This is a genomic window from Nocardia transvalensis NBRC 15921, from assembly GCF_000308875.1.
In the GTDB taxonomy this organism is placed as follows: Bacteria; Actinomycetota; Actinomycetes; order Mycobacteriales; family Mycobacteriaceae; genus Nocardia; species Nocardia transvalensis.
This window is the reverse complement of the sequence record NZ_BAGL01000116.1, coordinates 1-17,945: the sequence shown is the minus strand read 5'-3', so window position 1 is coordinate 17,945 and position 17,945 is coordinate 1. Positions and strand designations below refer to the sequence as shown.

Sequence of the window (17,945 nt, the reverse complement as noted above, 5' to 3'; positions counted from 1 at the left end):
GAGGTCGAGGGAGTTTCGTCCGACAAAACAGGCTGGAACACCGTCACACCTTCTGCACTCCGTGAGGTCACCGCAGGGGTTTCGTCCGATGAAAGTCCGTAGCGTGGAGGGCATGGACGTCGGCGAGCTACGCCTGTGCCCGCGCTGCGCGAATCCGATCCCGCAGCAGCGGACCGGCCGCCCGCGCAAGTGGTGCTCCGACCAGTGCCGCCGACGCGGCCACGAGAAAGGCGTCCAGGTCCACGAGATCGTCCGCGAACGCGTCGTGGTGCGCCCGGAACGGGTCTCGGTCGACGCGCAGATCGCGCGGCTACTCGACGATCCGGCCGCGACCGAGCAGCTGCTGCGGACCCTCGCCCACCGGTGGCGCCACCGCGGGCCCGACACCGATCTGGCCGCCCACCGCGCCCTCGCGCCGACCGTCCTCGAGGTGTGGCAGGCGTTCCACGCCCCGACCGATCCGGCTGCCGCGGACAATCCGCCGGCGCGAGTGCCGACGGCGGCCGCCGCCCACCGCGCCGCGGTCGAGAAGGTGCTGTCGTCCCCGCGCTCGATCCGTGAAGTCCTGATGCGGGTCCGCGACCAGCTCGACGACGGACGGCTGCGCGGCGGCGCGGCGGAACCGGTCCACAGCGGCCTCGCCTACCTGACCCGGCCCGGCGGACTTTGAGGGCAAGGCAGCGCAGCTGTCGCGGCAGCATCGATCCGCGACGCGGGCACAGAGTTACAGGCTCGGACCGTGGTCGGGACCGTGGTCGGGCCCGTAGTAGGGCCCGGGCGGGCGCGGTCCCAGCGAGGTGTCCGGGTCGTGCGTGGGCGTCCACCGCTGCCGCGCCTTGCGGGGCGCGCGTTCCTCGGCGGCGCGCTGTTCGGGGGTGAGTTTGTCGCGCCGGGCGGCCTCGCGCTCGACCGGATCCAGGTCACGTTCGAGGTGGTGCAGCATCGCCTCGTCGCGGGACAGGGCCTGCGCGTCCTTCTGGGTGGCCTGGGTGAGCCGCCAGCGCTGCTGCTGCGGGTTCGCGTCCTGCTCGACGCGGGTCCATTCCTGCTCGGAGACCCCGGTCGCCTCGGCGGCGGTGACCGCGTCGACGCGGGCCTGGTCGATCTCGCCGCCCAGTTCGTCGAGTCGATCGGCGGCGGCGTCGATCTGCTCCTGGAGCTTGCGGCGGGCTCCCGCCCGCAGCCGTGAGGTGGCGTCGATCTGCTCCTGGAGCTGGGTCTGCTGCTGGAGCAGGCGACGCTTCTCGCGGTCGAGGTCGGCGGCCTTCGACCGCGCGTCCCGGGCCGCGGGGATCTTCTCCGCCCGTGCGGAGACCAGCGTGTTGTAGTCCCGTGCCTGCCGGGTCAGCTCGCCGCCGTCGCGGCGGGCCTCGATGTCGGCGGCCAGCAGCTCGACCTCGGTCCGCCGGTCGGCCAGCTCCTGCGCCAGGCGCGCGTCGCTCCAGGTCTCCGGCGCCACATCGTTGCCCGCGAACGCGACCGCGACAGTTCTGCGGGTGGCCGCCAGCTGGCGGCCCTCCTCGTCCAGCTCGGTGTAGAACGGCCGACGCGAGGCGCGGGCCTGCGACGGCGGCGACAGCGGGCCCTGCGCGGCCGCGAGGGCCGCCGAACCGCGCCGCCACGGCCGTTCGGGTTTGTCCGGTCGCGCCGCGGGCGCGGGCTCCTCGCCCGGAGCTTCCTCGGCGGACGGGGGGGTGTCGAGGTGTTCGAGCCGCCACACCAGCACGGCGGCGAGGTCGTCGGCGGTGCCGAGTTCGCGCATCGCGATCGCGGCGGCCAGCTGCTCGGTGGCGTCGCCGCCGGCCACCTCGATCGCGGCCAGGCGCTCACACAGCGCGGGCCACGCCTCGGCATCGGTGATGTCGGGCACCAGCTCCTCGGCATCGGCCGTGAGCGCCGCCAGCCGGTCGGGGTCGAGCTGATCGACCGCCCGCACGGGCGCGGCCTCGGCGACGTCGTCACGGTCGTGGTCGTGGTCGGCGGCCTTCGCGGCGCGGCGTTCGACGGCCGCCGCGAACACGTCGGCGGCGTCGCGGTCCCACTGATGCCGGCGGGCCTCGAGGCGGGCCTGCCACTCGGCGCGCACCGGATCCAAGCCGTAGCGGGTGGCCTGCTCGATCGCCATCCCCCACGTCAGCTCGCCGCGTGACCGGTGCGCTTGCGCCACCTGCATCGCGATCTCGATCGCCAGCAACAGCAGCACGAGCATCGCGGCGAGTACGACCGCGGCGACTTCCTCGACCGGATCGTCACCGCGGCGACCGGCCGCCGCGCGGCGCAACATCGATCCGGTGCCGCGGTAGGTCTCCTCCCACAGCACCTTCGCCAGGCCACCGAGCCCGGCCCCGGCGGCGGTCCCGGCGGGCGGCCGGTAGCGCTGCGACGCGTACGGCAGCTGCGCCGAGCGCGCGAGTTGCTTGTGCGCGTGCGCGAACACCCCCGGTTCGTCACCCTCCAGCAGTTCCGACCAGGCCGCGAAGACGCCGGCGGCCTGCCCGGACAGATAGGCCCACTGGGCCCGGTCCGCGTGCGGGATCTCCGCCAGGCGCTCGCGCCACTGCCCGGCCTCGGCGGCGATCTGCCGCCACATCTGCGGGTCCTCGACGTCCCGGTCGACGCGCCGCCCCCGCGTCGATTCCGGCGTCATCCACACCGCCAGCGCGTCGCGGCGCGTCTGCGCGGTGTCGTCCCACTGCTGCTCGCGCAGCGCGGTCAGCGTCAGGTCCTTGCCGAGCTTCCCGCCGCCCAGCCACGGGCCGACCTCGCCGCCGTCGCGCCGCAGCCGCACCGAGTACCCGTGGACCTCGGTGGTGCCGCCGGGCGCGTACCGGGCCCGGATCGAGATCCCCGACTCCCGCAGCGACTGGACGAATTCGGCTTCGGTGTCGGTGGCGGTCGCGGCCGCCCGCACCATCCGCCGCAACCGATCCCGCTCCGATTCCGGCCGGCCCTCGCGCTTCGCGCGCTCCTGCTCCGCGCGGGAGTCGCCGGACAGGCCGCCGCCCTGCTCCCGCGACAGCAGCACGCGCAACCCGTACTCGTGCTCGAGTTCGTTGCACACCTCGTGCGCGCGGTTCCAGTCGCCGCGCTTCTTGCCGGGCCCGTAGTCGTAGGTGTTCACCTTCGACCCGTCCTCGCGCACGAGCGACGCCGCGATGTGGATGTGCTCCTGGCCCTCGCCGTCCTCTCCCGACAGCCCGTGCCGCACCGCCGCCCACCGGGCCTGCGCACGCTTGCCGTCCGGTGTCCCGTTGAAGCCCATCCGGTCCATGAAGTCCTGGGTCAGCTGCGCCCACTTCGCGTCGTCGAGCTGCTCGCCGGGCTCCAGCGCCAGCACGCAGTGCCACGCCGGAGCGTCCCGCATCTCGCCCTTCTCGCCCTTCGCGGCGGGCTCGACGACGTCCAGGCCGTCACTCTCGACGCCGGCGGCGCCGACCCGCGCCTTGACCGGCTTGGCGCGCATCCGCACCTTCGTCCCGTACAGCTGGCGCGGGATCTCCAGCTCCTCCGCCACCTCCAGCCCGACCTGCCGCGCCGCCCGCGACTCCGGCGACCCCGCCGGGCCGTTGAAGACTCCGAGCCACCGCGCCTGCATGATCGTCGGCGACCCCGTCACGATGTGCCGGTCCTTGTGCTCGTTGTGCTCCCCGGGCCCGAGCAGGTAGACGAGCAGACCGCTGAGCTTCCGCCCGCGGATCACGTTCGGCATCATCGCGTCACCGCCGGGTCACGTCCCGCGCCAGCTGCTCCATCTCCGCCGCACGGCCGCGGATCTCGCCGACCGTCTCCCGCAGCTCGACGATCGTCTCCGCCAACTCGTCCCCCACCACGCCGTCGATATTCGCCGCCCGGGCGATCTGGTTCAGGTTCGCGCCGATGTGCGACAGGTGATCCAGCACGATCCGCGACAGCACGTTCGCCGCCGACATGACCGCCCGCGAGATCGCGAGCCGCTTCGGCCACGCCAACCACGGCCCCGGCGACTTGCGGCCCGGCTTCGCCGACGCCTGCGGCGGGTTGAGCGCCGACTGCACCAGGTACCACGGCACCGTGCAGTTCGCCTCCGCCGCGGCCTCGGCGACCTTCGCGTACTCCGCCTCCGACAGCACCACTTCCAACTTGACCTTCGGGCCCGTGATGTTCGGACGCCGGCGGCGACGCTGATCGCGAGCGATCTGCTGAGACCGCCGCGGACGACCCGCTGTGTCCTGCTCCGCGACCACCGCGACCACCCTCCGATCCGTCGGAAACCCATGCCCAGCGCAGCGACCACCCGACCCCGGGTGGGGCTCCTCCCCCGAGGAGCCATCCCACTTACCGCAGGTAAGTGTTAGCTTGCTCCGTCAGGGACTATGTAGTGAGTGTAGCGGTTGAGAGGGGAATGAGTTGGTGAGTGACTACATGGGTGAGAGAGGTTTGAGTGGTGAGGAAGAGATGGGTTGAGTGGAGATTTGGGAAGGAGATAGAGAGAGTTGCGGCGTGATTGCGGTGAGTGAGGTTCCGGTGGTGGGTAGGGAGCGTGTGGTGAGTCGGTAGGGTCTGGAAATGCGAAATCCCGGCGGATAGGCGCCGCCGGGATTTCGCGTCTTTCAGGGTGTGCGGGGGTCAGATCGGGCGGGGGCCGGCCACCTGGGTAGCGGCGGCCAGGGCGCGGCCCACGGTGGAGTGGGGCAGGCCGACGAGAGTCCCGATGTGGTTGGGCGAGTGGCCCTGGGAGTGCGCGAGGTAGATCCGCGTCAGGACATCGAGGGGCTGCCGCGAGCGACCCTGGTCGGCCACCGCGCGCGCGAGACGCATCGCCTCGGCGCGCGACAACTCGCGCGCGAACGGTCCGCCCGACTCGCTGCCGCGCGCGATCGGAACCGTGCGCGGCGCGCGATCGGCCGCCCGCGCGAGCGACCCGTCGACAACCTCCTCGCGCGCGATCGACGCGCGACCACCGCGCGACGAACGATCGGCGGCAGGCCGCTCACCGCGCGCGGGCTCCTCGCCGCGCACCAGCGCCACCACCGCGCGCCGCTCGCGCGTCTCCCCCTCCTCGCCGGGGCCGCTCTGGTCGGACTGCGCGGCGATCGACTCACGCTCGGAATCCAGGTCAGCGGCGCTCTGCGCGGCGCGCGGCGCGCGATCGTCCGTCGCGTCCGTGTGCGCGACCGGCACCGTGTCGGCGGGCGTCTCCTCGCGCGCGGCGTCGCTCTCGCGCGCGATCGGTGCGGTGTCCTCCGTCGCGCGGACAGGGGCTGTCTCGTCGCGCGCGATCGGCGCGCGATCGACGGTCTCGCGCGCGGGATTGGTCGCGCACTCCGTCGCGCGGTCGTCCTCGATCTCGTCGCGCGCGATCGGCTCCTCCGCGCGCGACGCCGGAGTGAATTCCCGCTCGAACTCGACCATCTCCCCGGCGGCGGCCGCGCGCGAGACGGCGGGAGCGCCGCCGGTCTCCGGTGCGGTCGGCTCGCCGACAGCGGACGCGGGCGAGGGTGTGGTGTAGCGGGCCGCGGCGACCTGTCCGAGGGCGGCGAGGCGCTCGGCGGTGTCGTCGTCCGCCGGCATCGTGGCCGACGCGCGGGCGATCGCGGTGCCCATCCGCCGTGAGACCGCGTCGTGCGCGACGAGGGCGACGCCGACCATCACGGGCGCGGCGCCGTGCGCGCCGACGTTGAACCACTCGCCGCCGCGGAGATACGGGTAGGTGTTGAGCAGGATCGACCCCGCCAGCAGCAGGGCCTCGGTCCACCGGATCAGGGTGTCGCCGTCGGTGACCCCCCACCGCGCGACCGCCGCGCCGGAGACCATGAACACCACCAGCACGGTCGAGATGAGCGCTTCGAGGCCGTAGCTGGCCCAGAACAGCGGATCGCCCGCGCCGCCGGGCGCGAGGTTGTGCTGCACGTTGACCGCGCTGTAGATCATCGCGCCGACCACGACCGCCGCCAGGCCGCGACCGGACCACGTCTTCACCCGGAACAGGTGCGCGAGCTGGGCGTGCGGGCTGTCCTGGCGCCGGCGGTCGGCCAGCGCGCGCCGCGCCAGCATCAGATCCTTCGCGTCGGCGCGCACGATCGCGGTCGTCGCCTTACGCACCTGCGCGGCGGTGGCCTCGACCGCGGTCACCTCCGCGAGCTGCTCGTCGCGGTGGTGGGCACGGATCCGCTCGGCGACAGCGCGGTCGGCGGCGATCTCGGCGACCGACTTCGCCTCCCTCAGGGCGGGATCGTCCTGATGCGCCAGGCGGTCCTTCGCGGTGCGGACCCGTTCGGGCAGATCCGCCGTGATCAACGGATCGTCACCGGATATCGGCGGCGGGGTGGGGTTACGACGGAACATCGGTCAGCCTTCCTGTCGGGAATCGGCGAGCTGGGCCTCGAGACGGGCGATGGTGGAGTTCGCGGCGGACAGCGCCTGCTCCAACGTGTGAGCGCGAGCGTCGGCGGCGGCCTGGAGACGGTCCCGCTCGGCGGTGTGGTCCTCGCGCAGCTGGCGGATATCGGCGCGGGCCTGCTCGCGAGCGTCGGCGAGATCGCGGCGCAACTGCGCGACATCATCGCCCAATTGCGTCCGGACCGCACTGAGTTCGTCGCGCACCCGCGTGGCGTCGGCCTCCGCGTCGGCGCGAGCCTGCGCCGCCCGGGCATGATCGGTCTCGGCGCGATGCTGCGCGGCCAGGGCCTCGTCCCGCGCGGCGTGCGCTTCCGACACTCGCAGTTCCGCGGATTCGGTAGCCCGGACGATCCGCTCGTCGGCGGCGGCCTTGGCGGCCCTCACCAGACGATCGCGTTCCTTGTTGGCCGCCTCGACCTCGTTCTTGGCGTCCTGCTTCGCGGCGGCGATCCGCCGTTCGGCGGTCTCCTGCGCCTCGGCGGCGGCCGCCCGTGCCGTCTCCGCCTCCTCGCGGGCCGTCTGGGCGGCCTCGAGGGCACGGTCCCGCTCCTCCAGGGCGTCGGTCGCCGCGCCCTCGGCGAGCGCCTGGTCCTCGATGGCCTGGTCCCGCTCGCGCCGCGCGGCGGCCGCGTCGGCAGCCGCGTCCTCGGCTTCCAGCCGGGCACGCCGTGCGGTCTCCTCGGCATCGCGCCGCGCGGCGGTGACCTCGGCGACCGCCGAATCCGGATCCCCCGCCTGGGCGATGACCTGCTCCGCCCGCGCCATCAGCTCCCCGACCTGGGCGAGGTGCGAGGTCGAGAGCATCTCGAACTGGGCGATCAGCTCCGACATCGTCGCCCGCGCCGCCGTCACCGGCCGCCCCGCGCGGCGCTGCTGCGCCGGCATCGCACCGCCGGCCGCCGCGATCGCCTTCAACTCTCGCCGACGCGCGAAGGCCCCGGCGCGGTCGTGCTTGCGCACCTGGCCGTCCGGGTCCGCGACCAGCTGGCCGCAGTAGTCCCCGGGCCGCCCGCGCCCCGGCTCCGGCGCGATCGCCGCGCCGTGCACCGTCCACTCCCCCGATTCCGCGTCGAATCCGTGCGGGAACTGACAAACGCGCTGGTCGGCTCCCGCCGACGCGCCGCGACCGGCCGGGCCGGTCGACTCTGCTGATTCGCTCATGCGATCAGTCTACCATAATTCGTCCTATAAAAACGTTTTAACGCTATACGTTTTTACGTTTTAACAGAACGTAATTAAATTCGGAGGGCATCGTGGTTTACCGCGGTAAACCGGGGCTGAGGGCTCTGTCGAGTGATCTGGACGCCGATCCAGCTGGTCGGCGGTGTTTCGCCGGGCCGGGGAGGGTCGGCGCGGCTTATGCTGCGATCGCTATCCATCCGAGTAGCCCCGGCCTGGGGTGAAGCCACGGACGAAGGACGCTGTATGGCTGTCGTGTATGTGCTGCTCAACCAGAAGGGCGGCGTCGGCAAGAGCACGGTGGCGGTCAATCTGGCCGCTGTGACTGCGGAAGTGACCGGGGCGGACCTCGGCCCAGACGACCCTTCCCCCGTCGCCGCGGTCTCGATCGACCCACAGGGCTCGGCGGTGTGGTGGGGCTCCCGCGTCGACAACCTGCCGTTCCATGTCGTGCAGGCCCACTCGGATCTCGACCAGCTGAAGCGACTGCGGGAGCTGCCGGGTATCGACACCGTGGTCGTCGACACCCCGGGCTGGCTGGACGTCACCGATCAGGACGACGACCGCGACCCGCTCGGCGAGGGCCCCGCCGGCGACGCCCTGCGTGCGGTCCTTGAGTGCGCCGACATGGTGGTCGTGCCGATCACGACGGAACCGCTGTCGTTCGACCCCACGGCCCGGACGATCCACAAGGTGATCAAGCCGCGCGGGCTGCCCTATCGGGTGGTGCTTAACGCGTGGGATCCCCGCGATGGCGAGGCGGAACGCGACGAGACTCTGGAGTTCATCCGCCGCCAGAACTGGCTGGGCACCAAGACGGTGATCCGCCGCTACAAAGTCCACACCCGCGCGAGCCTCAACGGGCAGGTCGTCACTGAGTACGCCAGCAGCGGGACCGCGCTGCGGGCCCGCGAGGACTTCTACAAGCTCGCTCTCGAGCTGCGGGCGGGTGTGTGATGGTTCGTGGAGGACAGCGCAAGAGCCTGGCGGACCTGACCGGCTCGGTCGGTGACCACTCCCCTGTCGACGGCCTGGAGACGCGGCAGGTGCCACCGCCGCCCGCGACTACGGCGCGGCTGGCCGATCTCGTGGCGAACCCGCATAATCCGCGTGAGGTCGGTGACCTGAGCGATCTCGCGTCGATCGCGGTCCAGCAGTTGCAGCCGGTGCTCGTGGTTACCCGCGCGGCATATCTGCGCCTGTACCCGGACGAGGCCGCAGCGATCGGCGCGGCGCGGTGGGTTGTCGTGACGGGCAGCCGACGGCTTGCCGCCGCGCGGGAGTACGGGCGCGAGAATCTCGACATCGTCGTCAAGGACGAGGTCGCCGCGGATCGGGCGACGTTCATCTGGGCGACTATCGACGAGAACATCGGCCGCCGCGACTTCGATGTCCTCGAGGAAGCCCACGCTGTCGAGCAGCTGGTCACCGAATGCGGCGGGATCGCCGACGACGCCGCCGACCGGCTGAACCGATCCAAGGGCTGGGTGTCCCAGCGGCGGGCCCTGCTGAAGCTGGCGCCGGAACTGCAGGAGGCGCTGCGCCGCGGGGAACTCGCGATCCGCGTCGCGCGCAGTCTCGCCCGGGTACCCAGGGAGGAGCAGGTCGCCCGGTGGCAGGCCGAACAGGAGCGCGCGACGAAGCAGCCGGACACCGCCCCGAAACCGGAGGCGAAGCCGAAGCCAGCGTCCGTGCCGCGGCTCACGAAAGCGCTGCGCCGATTCGAGCCCGCGCCCGTCGCCCTGGCTGAAGCACTGTGGGACTACCTCGACGCCGACCAGGTCGGGCAGCTCACCGCGCGGCTCGACGAACTCGGCGGCCGCCGATAGCTGCTCTGGTTTACCGCGGTAAACCAGACGGGCAGGCCCCCGGTCACGCGGCCGCCGAGACAGGCGTTCCGCCGGTGCGCCACCGTGGGTCACGCATGCCGCGATGGGCCGTCAGCGGGGCAGCCAGGAGGGTTTCCAGGTCGTCTGGTGACGTCTCGTGGGTAAGCAGCCGATCAGTGGCGTTGCAAATCGATTCCCGGCGGGCGAGCCAGCCGAACCAGGCCGATCGGTCGGCGGGATCGAGCTGGCGCATCTGCTGCTGACGGGCTTCCCGGCGTTGCTGCTGCTCGGCGGGGCTCAGCGACCGCCACCAGGTGCGCTGGTGGTGGATGGAGCGCAGCAGGCGAGCGGCGGGGTGCTGGGAGTCGGCCAGCCGCTCGCCGGGTGCAAGGGCGGCCAGAGCGTCGCAGCGTAGCGACCAGACGCGGCGGGCCGTATGGGCTTCGCGGTGTAGGCGGTTGCGGTTGGCGCGGCCGGTTGCCGCGGGGGTGGTACACCTAGTGGGGGAAAAACCTGATCTAGCTGCGGCAGATAGATGGGGCATCGCAGCAGGTCCGGGACCGTAGGCGTCGCAGTCGGCGCGGCCGCCGGTATAGGCGTGAGTCTCCACGAGCAGCCCGTGGGCCTGCGCGGTGGCTAGTGCGCTGCGAACGGTCTTGGTGTCTAGACGCGCCCGAATCGCCAGGCACCGCACCGAGATCGACCCCTCCCGAGTGACGAGCGCGGTCGCCAGGGCGTCCAGGACCGCGCGGACGCTGTGCCGCCGCTGCGGGTGCAACCCGCAGAGCTCGGCGTCGGCGGCCGCCGCCAGGCCGTGACGGACCGTGGCAATCTGGGCGGTGGTTTCCGGCTCCAACTCGGCGGGCGCGTCGTCGACGCCGTCGAGCCGGTAGCGGCGCGGCCGATCCACGGCGGCCTCCGCGACAGCAGCCGTCCACGCTTTGTCCCGCCACCAGGCCCGGCCCCGGGCCAGGCACGCCGCAGGGCAGGCGCGGCGCGCGAGATCCCATGCCGCATCCTCCGTGAGGCCCTGCTCCGCCGCGACCACGGTCACCGCCGACAACCACACGTAGCGCCGCCACCACCGCTCACCCAGCCCCGCCGCTTTCCCGCCCAACTGCCGGACGGCCTTCCAGGCTTGGCCGGCGGTGTACCCGGCGCGGGCCATCGCGCAGCTGGCGCCATACTCGCGCCCTGACCGGGTGCGGTCGATGGGACCGGTGTACCGGCCCGGCCGCGGCGACCTCCGGCGCCCGCGCCACTTCCGCACTCGGGGCCAGGTGATCTGCACAGCGTCGAGCACCTGCGCCGGACTGGCGGTGCACGCGATCACAGGGGAGGGCAGCCCGATCCTGTGCGGCGCGGTCAGCAGCCGCAGATGCTGCCCTGTGCGATCCTGGACCACCGTGCCGTATTGCCGGGCCAGGCGACGGCACAACCGCGCCCACTGCCGTACCGGGACAGCGGGATCGGTCACGACGGCGATCACGTGGCGGCCGCCCAGGCGGCCGCTCTCTCGCAGCACGTAGGGCAACCCGTGGTCGCTGCACCAGGCGATCAGCGCTTCCGCGCACGCATCCCCGGTAACCGGATCCGCGGCGTCGACGTCGGCCCCCAGCAGACCGTTCGCAAGCCGTCCCGCTGCCGAGCGGGCGGCACCGTTGGTTAGCGCGGTGCGGGCCTCGCTGAGCGTGGTGACGCGGGCCGGTGAAGTGTTGTCGTCGCTGAGCAGCACGAAACGCCCGACGAATAGGGCGGTGTCGAGCGCACCGAGAAACGAGCGGTCGCGAAACCGCTGGTCAGCAGCCGTAGGTGCTGCAAGAGGTGTAGGGGCGTGGTGAGACAGGGTGTGTTCGCTCGCGGTCGTGTGCGCGCGTGCGTTACCCTGAGATCCGTCCTGCAAAGACATGATCCCTTCGGGGATGGAGAGCCTTCGACGTACCAGGTCGGGGGCTCTCCGCTTTTTATGGGGTTGTGGGGTTCGGGCCTATCGGCCCGGCCGGGTGAAGGTCAGTTACGCGACTTCCTCCTGGTCCACTTCGAACATTGCTGGGTCGGTCGCATCCGGGTCGAGTGCCCCGATCTCCAACTCCCGCCGGAGTGCTCGTTCGAAGAACTCTCGTTTGGTGAGCCCGCGCTCACGGATTGCCTTGTCGCACTTCTCCAGAAGGTCGATAGACAGCCGTGCGCCGGACAGCTTGGACGGAGGCATGGTCACCGGTCTGGACATGGGCGTTAACGCTAACCGGGGATCCTGCCAAATCCAGGCGACACGCCGCACCGGATTCCCCCAGCAGGTGTGAAAGGGGTTCTACGTGGCCGGATTTGGTCAGGACAGCCCGCTGCTGCCGCCTTCGCGGTCACCGGGTTGCCAGCGGTGTATCGGCTTGACCAGCAGAGTCTGTATGGCACGCACCCGCTCAGCGAGGATCTCGAGGCGTTCGGGCCGTGTCTCGGCGGTGAGCGTCCGCGTGATCTGACCTTCGTGGAGCCGGTAGTGCAGTCCTGGGGTGCCGATGTAGTAGCCGGGGACCATTGCTTCGACGGCGAGCAGCAGGCCGGCGTCCTCGGCAGCGGGCATGGCCATCCAACCACCCACCGCCATAAGCCATTCGCGACGGATGCAGAGCGTCGCGGGATGTACAGCCAGGTGGTACGAGCGGTTCCGCCAACGCTCGAAAATGAACCCGCGCGGCAGCAGCCCTTCGGTTACAGGCGCGACTCTCCGGTCGGTAGGGGGCTCGATGAGTTCTCCGGACGGCATGAGGTCCAGTGCCTTCGAGGTGGTCCAGCCGTACTCGGGTCGCCGAGTTAGCACGTCGATGCTGCGGGCGAGCGCCCCCGCGGTGAGCATGTCGTCAGCATCGAGGACTGCGACCAAGCCGCCTGTAGAGCGAGCGAGCGCGAGGTTACGCGCGATTGCCGGGCCGCCCTGAATTCCCTTGGCGACCAGCACATGTGGGTCGGCGAGCGCCTCCTCCGGGAGGGGCACAGGCTCGTCGTCGCCGTCGGCCTGCACGAGCCATTCCAGGGTCCAGCCCTCTGGGAGCACCTGGTCGCGCACGGACTGGTACGCCTCGGCGAGCCAGTCGGCGCGGGCGCGGTAGACGGGCGTGATCACCGAGATTCGCATCGGATCTGGGCTCAGCATGGTGTCCTCAGTTCATATTCGGCCAGGTAGGTGATCTGGTCAGCGACGACCAGGCTCGTGCTCAGCTCGACCGCCTGGTCGGCGGCGGTGAACACAACGCGCCGACGGACCATGATCGGCAGCGCTCGGGGCATGGCCAGGTCGGCCGCCTCCTCTGCCGTCGGCAGGCGAGACTTGAGTGTCAGCGAGACATGGTGGGGCTCAACGCCTGCCGCGACGAGCCAGCTTTCGACGAAACGACCGGCCACCTCGTCGGAGGGGTCGGTCAGCCCGGCGGCCGCCGCGATGCGATCGGGCATCCACGACCGCATCACCTGGTGGGGTGTCCCACGCACCAGGTAACGGTATGTCCGCTCAAGGAGCAGCTCGTCGCCGAGCAAGTCGGCGAGGTCGCTGGCTTCCCGCCGGGCGTAGGAGACCTCGACATCCAGCTCGCCACTGCCAAGGAATGAGAACTCCTCGAACGTGCGGCCGCCGTCGACCTCGACTGGCGCCGCCAGCTGCTGATCGATGGGCCTGAGAAATTCGGTCCTCGCACGAACCCTCACACCTCGCCGGGGCGCGAGAGGATCCGTGAACAGGATTCCCTCGTCTGCCAGCACCGCGATCGCGCGCGAGATCGTCGACTTGGATTCGACGTCGTACTGCGCCATCAGTGCGCGTGTGGAGGGGATGGGCTCACCTACTCCCCACTCACCCTCTGCGACTCTGCGGCGCAGGTCATCAGCAATCTCGCGCCATCGAGTTGGCGGTGGCATCAGCATCTCCTCATTTTGTCCTGGGACAAGTATTGACCCATCCGCTCTGTCCTAGGACAATACTCACATAGAGTTTTGTCCTAGGACAATAGGAGGATGACGTGACGATTCTGCCGAGCAGCTGGACGCCCGATATCTGGGCCCGGGCCGCTGCGCCTGCTATTCCGTCGGTGCGCGAGCAGGGCGGCCATCTGGTCAGCAAGGCCACTGCCCATCACGCGGACTACGTCGGCGACGGCCGGTGGGTGGTGGATTACCTGCCGGGTCGTCAGCTGTCGCGTGCGCAGGCCACGGCCGCGATGCGGATCGCGCTGGCGCCGGACCGGCTGGAGGTGCCCGACTGGGCGGCTCTGCTGGGGCTGACGGCGGATGAGGCGCGTGGTTTCGCCGCGATGCCGGTGGGGGTGGCCCGGTGAGGGAGATCTACACCACCAGCCGCGGCACGCGGATCGCGCTGGGTGACCGCTTCCAGGACGTGGCTCGTGCCGATGCCCGGACGCTGCTGGTCGTCGCGATCGGTGAGCCCTACGCGGATTGGAAGGGCGTGCGTCGCTGCCCGATCGACTACCGCATCGTCGCCCAGGTCGGCAAGGCCAAGTGCTCGGCGGCGGTGAAGACGATCGACGCGGAGCGGCTAGCCGACCGGAAGTTGTTCGCGCGCATCGCTTCTGGCGGCGGGGGTGAGGCGTGATGGCCCGCGAGCGTGTGGTCGACGTGTACATCCCGGTCATCGCGCCGTCCGCGTCCGGCCTGGGCGGTGTCGGTGCGATCTTCGCCGTCGCCGCCGGGGTCGTGGTGGTCGCGGTGCTGGTGATGGTGGCGGTGGTGCTCACGCACCCGGAGCCGCAGCACCGCTACTACGACCAGCCGTGTGGCGCGTTCTGCCCGGTCTCGACGTCCGCGGCACCGGTTCCGCCGGCGGAGTTCCCGTTCGGGGGTGCGCGGTGAGGCCGATAGCTCCGATCCGTGGTGTTGATCCGGCGACCGACACCGATCGGTCATGCCGCGGCGTCGCCCAGAACGTGTTTTTCCCGCGTCGCAGCGATGTGAAGGCGCTCGCGTACGCGCAGGACATCTGCGAGGGCTGCCCGCTGCTGCGGGAGTGCGCGGCCTACGCCGCGCCGCTGGCCCGGTCGGGCGCGCTGACCGAGGGCCTGATCGCCACGGTGCTGCTGCCGCGCTATGGCGACGGCCAGGCCGCCCGCGACGCCGTCGCCGCTGAGCTGGAGCGGGTCGCGGCCACCGGGCGTGCGGTGAGCGACGTGGTCCCGGCCGCGGCGCTCGACGAGGAGATGGCGTCGTGACGGGCATCGAGTGGACCCAGGTCACCTGGAACCCGGTGACCGGCTGCGACCGCGTCTCGGCGGGCTGTGATCACTGCTACGCGCTGGCGATGGCGAAGCGGCTCAAGGCGATGGGCGCGCCGAAGTACCAGAACGACGGCCACCCGGTCACCTCCGGGCCCGGGTTCGGCGTCACGGTTCACCCTGCGGCCCTTGATGTTCCGCGCCGGTGGCGGGCCCCGCGCCTCGTGTTCGTCAATTCCATGTCCGACCTGTTCCACGCCCGCGTCCCGGCCGGGTTCGTGCGGTCGGTGTTCGACGTGATCCGCGAGACGCCGCAGCACACGTATCAGGTGCTGACCAAGCGGCCCTTGCGGGCTCGGCGGCTGGTCGAGGCGGGCCTGGAGATCCCGTCGAACGTGTGGCTGGGTGTCTCGGTCGAGGACCAGGCGGCCGCCGATGCCCGGATCCCGCACCTGCGGGCGATCCCGGCGGCGGTGCGGTTCCTGTCCTGCGAGCCGCTGCTGGGCCCGCTGGATATCGCGCCGCATCTGTTCCCGGACCCGTATCCGGGCGTGGCCTGGCCCGCCCTGGACTGGGTGATCACCGGGGGCGAGTCCGGCCCGGAGGCGCGGCCGATGGACCCGGATTGGGTGCGTGAGCTGCGCGATGTCTGCGCGGGCGCGGGCGTGTCCTTCTTTTTCAAGCAGTGGGGTGGCCGCACCCCGAAGTCCGCCGGCCGCGACCTGGACGGCCGGACCTGGAGCGAGATGCCGGAAGGCGGTGCGGCATGGACCGCAGTGTGAAAGCCCCGACCACCACGAACGGCCAGTACCGCGAACTCGCGGGCGCTGCGTTCCTCGGGGTCGGTGTGCCGTCGCTGGTCGAGCTGGCCGGGCTGGCGGTGTGGGCGGCTCCAATGTACGGCGGCCCGAAACAGGATGTGCCGCTGACGAATCCGGCCGGTTTGGGCTGGCACCTGATGGCCACGCACGAGCTGGCGTGGACGGGTGAGGCCACTGCCGCGCTGGGGACTCTGGTCGGCGGCGGCCTGGCCGCTGTGGCCGCGTCGGCGGTCGGTGTGCGGTGGGCCTGCCGGCGGTGCGCGGCGGCGCGGGAGCAGCGCCGCTACCGCAGGGGCCGTCCCGCGCACATGGCGCTGGGCAAGGGCCGCAAGGCGGATCGGCACGAGATCGACGACCGCGCGAAGTACATGGCGCGGGGCCAGGAGCTGGACGATCTGTGCTGGGAGGCTGCCGAGGCCAAGGCGTTGAGCCTGGGGATCGGCTTGCGCGAGGGTCAGGCGCCGGGCGTGCTGATCGGACGCACGGTGTCGGACAACCGGGAGTTGTTCGGCACGTTCGAGGATCTGCACCTCGATATCTGGGGTCCGCGTCAGGGCAAGTCCACCAGCCGGGTGATTCCCGCGATCATGGACGCCCCCGGCGCGGTCGTCGCCACGTCGAACAAGCGGGATGTGGTCGACGCGACCCGCCAGCATCGGGCCTCGCGCGGTGACGTGTGGGTGTTCGACCCGCAGGGCGTCGCCGAGGAGCCCGCGAGCTGGTACTGGGATCCCTGCGCGTGGGTGCGCGGCGACGGCGGCGACGATGCGCAGACCCGCGCGGCGGAGCTGGCCGATCACTTCTCCGCGAGCGTGGACGCCACCAGCAGTGACGCGTTCTTCGAACCGGAGGGGGAAGACCTGCTGACGGGTCTGATCCTGGCGGCCGCCCTCGATCAGAGGCCGATCACGCAGGTGTTCGCGTGGATCACCAAGCCGGACGACAAGACCCCGGTCCAGATCGTCACCCGGCACGGTTTCGATCTGGTCGCGGGCTCGCTGGCCAGCCAGTACAACGCGCAGGTCAAGCAGCGTGACGGCGTTTTCGCCACCGCCAAGAAGATGGCGGCGATCCTGAAGTACCGGCACATCCGCGAGTGGGTGTGCCCGCCGGCCAAGGGCGAGCGCCCGCGCCGCGCGTTCGACGTCGCGGACTTCGTCGCCACCTCCTGCGACACGCTGTATCTGCTGTCGGAGGAGGGCAAGGCGTCGGGCGGGCCGCTGGTGTCGGCGCTGGCGGCGGCGGTCGCCGACGCGGGCAAGAAGGAGGGCATCCGCTACGGCACCCGCATGCCGGTGCCGCTGCTGATGGTGCTCGACGAGGCCGCCAACATCGTGCGCTGGCGCGACCTGCCCAAGCAGTACTCCCACTTCGGATCTCGCGGCATCGTCGTCATGACGATCCTCCAGTCGTGGGCCCAGGGCGTGCGCTGCTGGGGCCGCGAGGGCATGGACGCGCTGTGGTCGGCCGCGAACATCAAGGTCCTCGGCAGCGGCTTGGACGACGAGGACTTCCTGCGGGGCCGCTCCGAAGCGATCGGCAGCCACTACGAGCTGTCGACGTCGACCTCGCAGGGCCAGCGGCCCGACTCGGCGACCGAGTCCACCTCGCGTGTCACCGAAACCACGCTGACCGTCAGCGATCTGCGCGCGCTGCCGCGCGGTCGGTGCCTCGTGTTCGCCTCCGGCCACCGACCCGTCTTGGTGCGGTCGATTCCGTGGATGGAGCGCGGCGACGCCGCCGAGATCCGCGCCTCCCTCGACGCGCACACCCCCAACCCGACCGCCACCCCGGCGAGCCCGCGGCTGCGGGCCGTGCCGACCAGCGAGGAGGACGCAGCATGACCGACACCACCCCCAGCACCAACGGTGCCGCCCCCGCGACCGGCGACAGCCCGGACAGCGGCGGCACGACGGCGGCCGAATCGGCTGCCGCGCACAGCATTCCGGCCGGTGATCTGGGCGAGCTGATGGACGCGGCGATCCGCAAGGCGGTGAGCGCGCAGTTCGCCACGGCCGCCAAGGACATCGCCGCCGACGTCGTCGCCAAGTTCTTGACCGCCGACGTGCGCAAGCAGATGGCCGAAACCGCCGTCCACGAGGCGGAGCAGGCGCTCAATCCGCCTCCGCCCGTGGAGGAACCCGAGCCCGAGCCGGAGCCGGAGGTCCCGGCCGAGCCGGAGCCGCCGAAGCGGCTGTACGCGACGGTGCAGGCGTTCGTCGAGAACTACGTGTGCCACGTGTACCGGCGCGAGGTCAGCGATATCGGGTTGGAGGGCAAGCGCCGCTGGTGCCCGGAGTGGTGGCGCCACGGTGAGGCCCGCGGCCGGTTCGAGGCGCTGTGGACCGCGTTCGAGGCGTTGCGGCATGGCGAGACGGTCGAGATGTCGATCTTCTGGCTGACCCACTTCGCGCCGACCATGGCGGCGCTGCTGGATCCGGAGGGGCCGTTCCAGTACTGCTCGGTGCCCGACGGACACCGCCCCGATCTGGTCGCGCTGCCGGTGGCCCCGGCCCCGGCGG

Annotated in this window: 18 protein-coding genes; 10 read left to right on the top strand and 8 right to left on the bottom strand. The window is 71.5% G+C overall.

Annotated features, from left to right (window positions below; all coding sequences use genetic code 11):
• Positions 1-88 precede the first annotated feature (88 nt).
• Positions 89-670, top strand: coding sequence for a hypothetical protein (locus tag ON41_RS31085; RefSeq protein ID WP_246462142.1), 582 nt, complete (start codon positions 89-91; stop codon positions 668-670).
• Between the two features lie 54 nt (positions 671-724).
• On the opposite strand, the gene ON41_RS39405 is transcribed toward ON41_RS31085, so the two are convergent.
• The 4 genes from ON41_RS39405 to ON41_RS31065 all read right to left on the bottom strand — a co-directional run bounded on the left by ON41_RS39405 (position 725) and on the right by ON41_RS31065 (position 7,539).
• On the bottom strand, positions 725-3,712 hold the full coding sequence (locus tag ON41_RS39405) for a relaxase/mobilization nuclease domain-containing protein (protein WP_051162862.1): 2,988 nt from the start codon (positions 3,710-3,712) through the stop codon (positions 725-727).
• A gap of 4 nt (positions 3,713-3,716) precedes the next feature.
• On the bottom strand, positions 3,717-4,232 hold the full coding sequence (locus ON41_RS31075; protein ID WP_040751688.1) for a MobC family plasmid mobilization relaxosome protein: 516 nt from the start codon (positions 4,230-4,232) through the stop codon (positions 3,717-3,719).
• A gap of 373 nt (positions 4,233-4,605) precedes the next feature.
• Entirely contained in the window at positions 4,606-6,324 is a 1,719-nt protein-coding gene (locus ON41_RS39400) for a hypothetical protein (protein WP_051162860.1), read from the bottom strand.
• A gap of 3 nt (positions 6,325-6,327) precedes the next feature.
• On the bottom strand, positions 6,328-7,539 hold the full coding sequence (locus ON41_RS31065) for a coiled-coil domain-containing protein (RefSeq protein WP_040751687.1): 1,212 nt from the start codon (positions 7,537-7,539) through the stop codon (positions 6,328-6,330).
• A 264-nt stretch (positions 7,540-7,803) separates the two neighbouring features.
• Here ON41_RS31065 and ON41_RS31060 point away from each other — a divergent pair, with 264 nt between their 5' ends.
• A complete protein-coding gene (locus tag ON41_RS31060; RefSeq protein ID WP_040751685.1) occupies positions 7,804-8,514 on the top strand; it encodes a ParA family protein in 711 nt (236 codons plus the stop codon).
• Complete coding sequence (locus ON41_RS31055) at positions 8,514-9,386, top strand: ParB/RepB/Spo0J family partition protein (RefSeq protein WP_040751684.1); 873 nt, start codon at positions 8,514-8,516, stop codon at positions 9,384-9,386. The genes ON41_RS31060 and ON41_RS31055 overlap by 1 nt, the downstream gene beginning before the upstream one ends.
• A gap of 43 nt (positions 9,387-9,429) precedes the next feature.
• Here the strand turns inward: ON41_RS31055 and ON41_RS31050 are convergent, their stop codons facing one another.
• From ON41_RS31050 to ON41_RS31035, 4 genes are all read right to left on the bottom strand, one after another.
• Positions 9,430-11,121 carry a hypothetical protein gene (locus tag ON41_RS31050; RefSeq protein WP_040751682.1) on the bottom strand — a complete coding sequence of 564 codons (1,692 nt, stop codon included), beginning with the start codon at positions 11,119-11,121 and terminating at the stop codon, positions 9,430-9,432.
• 279 nt (positions 11,122-11,400) lie between these two features.
• Positions 11,401-11,616: a hypothetical protein gene (locus tag ON41_RS31045; protein WP_157185673.1), complete on the bottom strand. Its 216-nt coding sequence runs from the start codon at positions 11,614-11,616 to the stop codon at positions 11,401-11,403.
• 99 nt (positions 11,617-11,715) lie between these two features.
• Entirely contained in the window at positions 11,716-12,537 is an 822-nt protein-coding gene (locus ON41_RS31040; protein WP_051162859.1) for a glycosyltransferase family 2 protein, read from the bottom strand.
• On the bottom strand, positions 12,531-13,295 hold the full coding sequence (locus ON41_RS31035) for a GntR family transcriptional regulator (RefSeq protein ID WP_246462144.1): 765 nt from the start codon (positions 13,293-13,295) through the stop codon (positions 12,531-12,533). Before ON41_RS31035 ends, ON41_RS31040 begins: the two co-directional genes overlap by 7 nt.
• Before the next feature lie 101 nt (positions 13,296-13,396).
• Between ON41_RS31035 and ON41_RS31030 the strand changes: the two genes are divergently transcribed.
• From ON41_RS31030 to ON41_RS40725, 7 genes are all read left to right on the top strand, one after another.
• Entirely contained in the window at positions 13,397-13,711 is a 315-nt protein-coding gene (locus ON41_RS31030) for a hypothetical protein (protein ID WP_246829635.1), read from the top strand.
• Entirely contained in the window at positions 13,708-13,986 is a 279-nt protein-coding gene (locus tag ON41_RS31025) for a hypothetical protein (protein WP_040751679.1), read from the top strand. The genes ON41_RS31030 and ON41_RS31025 overlap by 4 nt, the downstream gene beginning before the upstream one ends.
• Positions 13,986-14,243, top strand: a complete 258-nt coding sequence (locus ON41_RS41930; protein WP_040751678.1) for a hypothetical protein — start codon at positions 13,986-13,988, stop codon at positions 14,241-14,243. Before ON41_RS31025 ends, ON41_RS41930 begins: the two co-directional genes overlap by 1 nt.
• Positions 14,165-14,599, top strand: a complete 435-nt coding sequence (locus ON41_RS41925; RefSeq protein WP_306307797.1) for a WhiB family transcriptional regulator — start codon at positions 14,165-14,167, stop codon at positions 14,597-14,599. Before ON41_RS41930 ends, ON41_RS41925 begins: the two co-directional genes overlap by 79 nt.
• Positions 14,596-15,384 (top strand): DUF5131 family protein, encoded by a 789-nt coding sequence (locus tag ON41_RS31010; RefSeq protein ID WP_040751675.1) that lies wholly within the window; start codon positions 14,596-14,598, stop codon positions 15,382-15,384. Before ON41_RS41925 ends, ON41_RS31010 begins: the two co-directional genes overlap by 4 nt.
• Complete coding sequence (locus tag ON41_RS31005) at positions 15,369-17,267, top strand: type IV secretory system conjugative DNA transfer family protein (protein WP_051162854.1); 1,899 nt, start codon at positions 15,369-15,371, stop codon at positions 17,265-17,267. Before ON41_RS31010 ends, ON41_RS31005 begins: the two co-directional genes overlap by 16 nt.
• Positions 17,264-17,945, top strand: a 682-nt coding sequence (locus tag ON41_RS40725; protein WP_063709979.1) for a DUF4913 domain-containing protein, incomplete at its 3' end; no start/stop codon positions are given. The genes ON41_RS31005 and ON41_RS40725, both read left to right, overlap by 4 nt.